The organism is Bacillus sp. AP50 (genome assembly GCF_040492675.1).
Lineage (GTDB): Bacteria > Bacillota > Bacilli > Bacillales > Bacillaceae_G > Bacillus_A > Bacillus_A cereus.
In genome coordinates this window covers 1-4,824 of sequence record NZ_JBEUTW010000631.1, presented here as the reverse complement: position 1 = coordinate 4,824, position 4,824 = coordinate 1, and the positions used below count along the sequence as shown (strand labels likewise).

Below are 4,824 nucleotides of genomic sequence, written 5' to 3'. Positions count from 1 at the left end.
TTTCTTACCCGTTAACAAACGGTTTGAAGGACCAACATAATTAATTATGTAGCAACCCTCAACAATAGTTTGAGGGTGCATTTAAATACATGTATTATAACTCATTTTTATAAATAAAAGATTCCGTCTCACCGTTCTTATATACTTTAGTCAATTTAACAACTGATTTGTACGTGTTAACGTCATCCTCTATCATTTTTTTATCTCTTCTATTTCGGCATCACCAGTTCCGCCCTCTATTTTTAAACAGTTCGAAATGGAAAGGTATCCGTTTGATGCCAATATAAAAATAAAAATCGTATCAGGAAAATTAATAAATAATAATCCGTAGTTTAAAGGGTCTCCAGCTGGATGTGATAAAAGTAATCGAAAACCTACCAGTTCAGGTACTTGAACAAAATCTCTAGAAACTCTCGGTTCACAACCCACTTACACTCCATCCCTTCTCTATATAGAATTGCTACTACATATATATGAGAAGAAAATAAGAAAAGTTTGGACAATATAACTTTAACGTAACATTATCGTTACCTACTCGTACATTTATATGGAAATTACACCAATTTTGAGTAAGGACACATAATTTTTACTATAAATACATATAACAATTTCATCTTTCATAAAAAAAACGTTATAATGAGGTGTAGCCTCTACGATTACGTTATAAAGGAGATTAAAATTATGGCTAAAATTAAAGTGTACCAAGCAAAAGAAGAAAATATGGATGCAGTAAAAAATATCATTGATGTTGAGGAACAAAACCCAACTACTGAAAATTTACAAAATCTATATGCGTGTGTATTAGATACTGAAGATATGGCATTGCCTGAATCATATATTGAAGAAGATATCTTAATTGATTCTATTGAAGTTATGGTTAACGCTTCTCAAAGCAAAGTAAGAGACTTAGGCGCATACGATGTAATCGAAGTTCAAAACAAAGGCAAGAAAACGCAAATTTTATTACTTGCAGACGAAGAATACGAAATTATCGAAGGCTAATCTAACACCGTACATACGAAAAAGCTCCTTTCCAATTGGAAAGGAGCTTTTTCATTACGCTTTTGATGTTTCACTCTTTTTATTCATTTGTTCTTTCTTAATTACCATACGCTCATTTCCCATAAAGAAAATGAATATGAATGCTAATCCAGCTGGTACCAATGCCCACATGAATGTTTGAACAATTGAACTAGAAAGAGCGTCAATAATCTTATCTAATATTTGCGGAGGGATTTGAGATCTTGCCGATTCTGATAAAATGGCTCTTGAATCCCCTAATTTTGTATTCATTCCCCCGCTCATCCCTTTAAATGCTTCTTCTAATTGATCTTGGAAACCTGTTCTTTGGATCATTCCGAAGATTGTAATACCTAGTGTCATTCCTAATGAACGAATGAAGTTACTCGTTGAAGTTGCAGATCCACGCTGTTCCATACCGAAGTTATGAATTGAAGCCATACTTAGTACAGAGAATGAGAAACCTACTCCAAATCCGATAATAATCATATAAACCGTTAATAATGCACGACTTGTTTCTGGCGTTAATGTACTTAATAAGAATAATCCGATTAACATAATAACAGCAGAAATAATCATAATGTTTCGGTAGCTCAGCTTAGTCGTTAAAAATCCACCTAACTGCGCTGTTACGACTGATCCTAACATCATCGGTAAAAGTAATAATCCTGAGTTTGTTGCGGTACCACCGTATACACCTTGAATAAATAACGGAATGTACACAGTTGCTGACATAAATGCAGCACCGTAACATAAAGCAATAATTGTACTCATTCCGAATAAGCGTTGCTTAAACATCTCAAATGAAATGATTGGTTCTTCTACTTTTCGTTCAATAAAAATGAATGCGATGATTAAAATAGCGAATCCACCAAATAAGCTTAAAATGAAATTAGAATCCCAATCATATTTTTGTCCGCCTAGTTCAAGCGCAAACATTAAAGAAACTACTGCACCAACTAAAGTAATTGCGCCAAACCAATCAATCTTTTGCTTTCTATGAACGCGTGATTCTTTATAAAAGAATGTAATAAAAATAAGTGCTAAAACGCCAAGTGGTAAGTTAATATAAAATACCCAGTGCCAGCTAATGTAATCGGTAATATATGCGCCAAGTAATGGCCCGAAAATACTAGATAATCCAAATACAGCTCCGAATAAACCACCCATTTTCCCGCGTTTTTCAGGTGGAAAAATATCAAAAACGATAGTAAACGCGATCGGCACTAATGCCCCGCCGCCAATACCTTGAATAGCACGATAAATACCTAACTGTGTAATATTTTCAGCAGTACCACAAAGTGCCGAACCAATCATAAAGACGATTAAACCGAAAATAAAGAATCTCTTTCTACCATACATATCTGATAGCTTACCGAAAATCGGCATGCCTGCCATTTCTGCGACCATATAGGCAGAAACGACCCATACAAAGTTTTCGAGGCCTCCTAAGTCACCAACGATTGTTCCCATCGCCGTTACAACAATGGTATTATCCATCGATGCCATTAAAATACCTAGCAATAAGCCCGCCACAACAAAGCCGAGCTTATTATTCTTCTCAACCATATCTCTTGCTCTCCCTCATACTACTTATATTTGTTTATGTTCTTTTACGACTGCATTACCTTTTTGATTAAAACTAGTATGATATTCTACAACACTAATTTCACATCCAGGACCAATTGTGACGTTGTTGCCTCTTACAACTTCAGCAATCGTATGTTCTAAATAGATATCATCTCCTTCAACAATTGAAGTTTGGAGGTTTCCAGCATGACTAGTAAAAGGAATAAATCTCGCTTTTTTACGAACGGTAATTTTTTTACCACCAATTTCTCTTACCTTACTGCCTTCATAACGAAGTGAGATTTGAATATTTTCAGCATTAAGTAATCCATCACTTTCAAGACCACCAGTTAATGATAAATCTTCTACTTCAATATCTCCCTTTACATTTAAAGCACCTTTTACATCTACGAAATCACCTGAAAACTTTCCTTCAATATTTATCATACCTCTAACTTTTGTTTTTTCAATATGAGCATCACCATGAATTTGTGTATTACCATATACTTTTACATATTCCGCATCTACATTTCCTTGTACTTCGTTATCTCCATACACGACATAGTTTTTCACTTTCACATTACCGCGTACATCACTCGTTCCGTACGTTTTAAACTCATTGCAACTCATATCATTCGTAATTGTTCCTTCACCGCGAATCTTCACTTTATTATAATCTCCGCCTGCTGAATTACCAGAACCATTTACTGTGAGACTATGTGGATGTTCCATACTGATTTCTCCCTTCCGTTAAACCTGCTTAATTTCTTTTACATTTGCATTTTTATCAACAGTAAGAACACCGGTATATTCAATCAGTTCAATCTCACAGTTTGCTCCTACTGTAACATTGTTTCCTCTTACCGTTCTTATGTGAGCATAATCAATATCGATATTGTCACCTTCTAATAGTTCAGCTTCTAACTGCAAGCCAAATACTGTTTTAAATAGCCTACTAAATGTACCTGATCTATGTCTTACTTTAATCGTTTGACCACCAATTTCTTTCGCTCGACATGTACCGTGAATATTTATATTAATTTCATCTGCGCTTAATAAACCACCGATTGTAAATTGTCCTTCTGAAGAAAAAGTATCCACTTCACAATTACCGTCAATTGTAGCTTGACCATTGACTTTAAATTCTTCACCAGTGACATTTCCACCTATCGTACCTTTTCCTGCAATTTTTAAACTGTTTGCTTTTACATTTTGCGTAATTGTTGCTTTTCCATCAATTCGCATCGTTTCAGCATGAACTGTGCCATCAACTTTACCAGATCCGCTAATTCGTGCACTGCTACTTTTCAAATCGCCAGTAACTGCACCGTAACCGTTACATTCAAATTGCTCACATTCAACATTTCCATTCACAGTTCCTTTTCCGTTTAATTGCACTTTATGAAACTCGCCACCATTCGATGAACCGTAACCATTTATAATCAAATTATCTGTACGCATACTTTCTCCTCCACTACAACAATTTAGTTTTTAATGCTTCGGTATATTTCATAATCGCTTCGCGTAAAACGATTTTGGTGCCTTTTTCAAAAATTAAATCGTCCACGTTTGAAACCAATAAACATGTAGAAATACCTAACTTTCGGACAATAATTAAGTCACAAGTTTTATGTTTAATTGCTTCATAATTTTCACGTAAAACTTGCAAGACCATTTTTCCTTCTTCTAAACTAATCTCTCCTGATTGTAGTAATTCTTCTAACATGTACACATAAAGAATATCTACAAATTGAAACTCTGCTCTTTTATTCGTTTGTTCTATGAAAAATTGTAAAACTGGTTCTGATGCAATCCCCTTGCATAAAATGTCTTCCTTTGTTAAAAGAATTTCTCTCACACTCGGCGAAAACATGTTCGCTAGTTCATCAAGTGATAAATCCTCTTTCATCGTTTGGATTTTATCGATACGCTCTAATATCTTTTCTTTCGGAAAAAATGTCTCTTGACCTGTAAACGTTGATTTTCGTACAAACCAATCTTCCGGAATTAAATTTTTTCTTTTCCACCTATATAACTGTCCGTATGAAATACCAGTTAGTTCTAATAAATCTTTTTTTGAAATTAAATCTGTACTCAACTGTATAACACTCCTTCCTGATAACAATGTAACATAACACTGTTACGCTGTAAATAGACTTTTATCACAAGTAGCGTAACAATGTGTAAAACAAACCTATTCCTACATACAAAAAAGGCTCTTACACACCTTATGAA

5 protein-coding genes and 1 pseudogene are annotated in these 4,824 nt (G+C 34.5%); 1 reads left to right on the top strand and 5 read right to left on the bottom strand.

Translation table 11 applies throughout. From position 1 onward, the window contains the following. Nucleotides 1-94 precede the first annotated feature (94 nt). Nucleotides 95-420, bottom strand: a pseudogene (locus tag ABWK52_RS27640) (BC_2878 family exosporium-associated protein); the annotation flags it as partial. Nucleotides 421-681: 261 nt separating this feature from the next. Here ABWK52_RS27640 and ABWK52_RS27635 point away from each other — a divergent pair. Next, the gene (locus ABWK52_RS27635; RefSeq protein WP_001062731.1) at nt 682-1,002 is read left to right on the top strand and encodes a hypothetical protein; all 321 of its coding nucleotides are present in this window, start codon (nt 682-684) and stop codon (nt 1,000-1,002) included. Nucleotides 1,003-1,056: 54 nt separating this feature from the next. Here ABWK52_RS27635 and ABWK52_RS27630 read toward each other — a convergent pair whose 3' ends face one another. Genes ABWK52_RS27630 through ABWK52_RS27615 form a run of 4 tightly spaced genes read right to left on the bottom strand, consistent with a single transcriptional unit; the run spans nt 1,057 to nt 4,687 of the window. Next, entirely contained in the window at nt 1,057-2,589 is a 1,533-nt protein-coding gene (locus ABWK52_RS27630) for an MDR family MFS transporter (RefSeq protein ID WP_098281285.1), read from the bottom strand. Between the two features lie 24 nt (nt 2,590-2,613). Then, entirely contained in the window at nt 2,614-3,321 is a 708-nt protein-coding gene (locus ABWK52_RS27625) for a hypothetical protein (protein WP_000400911.1), read from the bottom strand. A gap of 18 nt (nt 3,322-3,339) precedes the next feature. After that, a complete protein-coding gene (locus ABWK52_RS27620) occupies nt 3,340-4,050 on the bottom strand; it encodes a bactofilin family protein (protein ID WP_001258384.1) in 711 nt (236 codons plus the stop codon). Nucleotides 4,051-4,063: 13 nt separating this feature from the next. Beyond that, nucleotides 4,064-4,687, bottom strand: coding sequence for a YhbD family protein (locus ABWK52_RS27615; RefSeq protein ID WP_000102238.1), 624 nt, complete (start codon nt 4,685-4,687; stop codon nt 4,064-4,066). Between the last annotated feature and the right edge of the window lie 137 nt (nt 4,688-4,824).

Coding starts and splice junctions, on each gene's coding strand:
- ABWK52_RS27635 (WP_001062731.1), top strand. CDS start 682: ATGGCTAAAATTAAAGTGTACCAAGCAAAAGAAGAAAATATGGATGCA.
- ABWK52_RS27630 (WP_098281285.1), bottom strand. CDS start 2,589: ATGGTTGAGAAGAATAATAAGCTCGGCTTTGTTGTGGCGGGCTTATTG.
- ABWK52_RS27625 (WP_000400911.1), bottom strand. CDS start 3,321: ATGGAACATCCACATAGTCTCACAGTAAATGGTTCTGGTAATTCAGCA.
- ABWK52_RS27620 (WP_001258384.1), bottom strand. CDS start 4,050: ATGCGTACAGATAATTTGATTATAAATGGTTACGGTTCATCGAATGGT.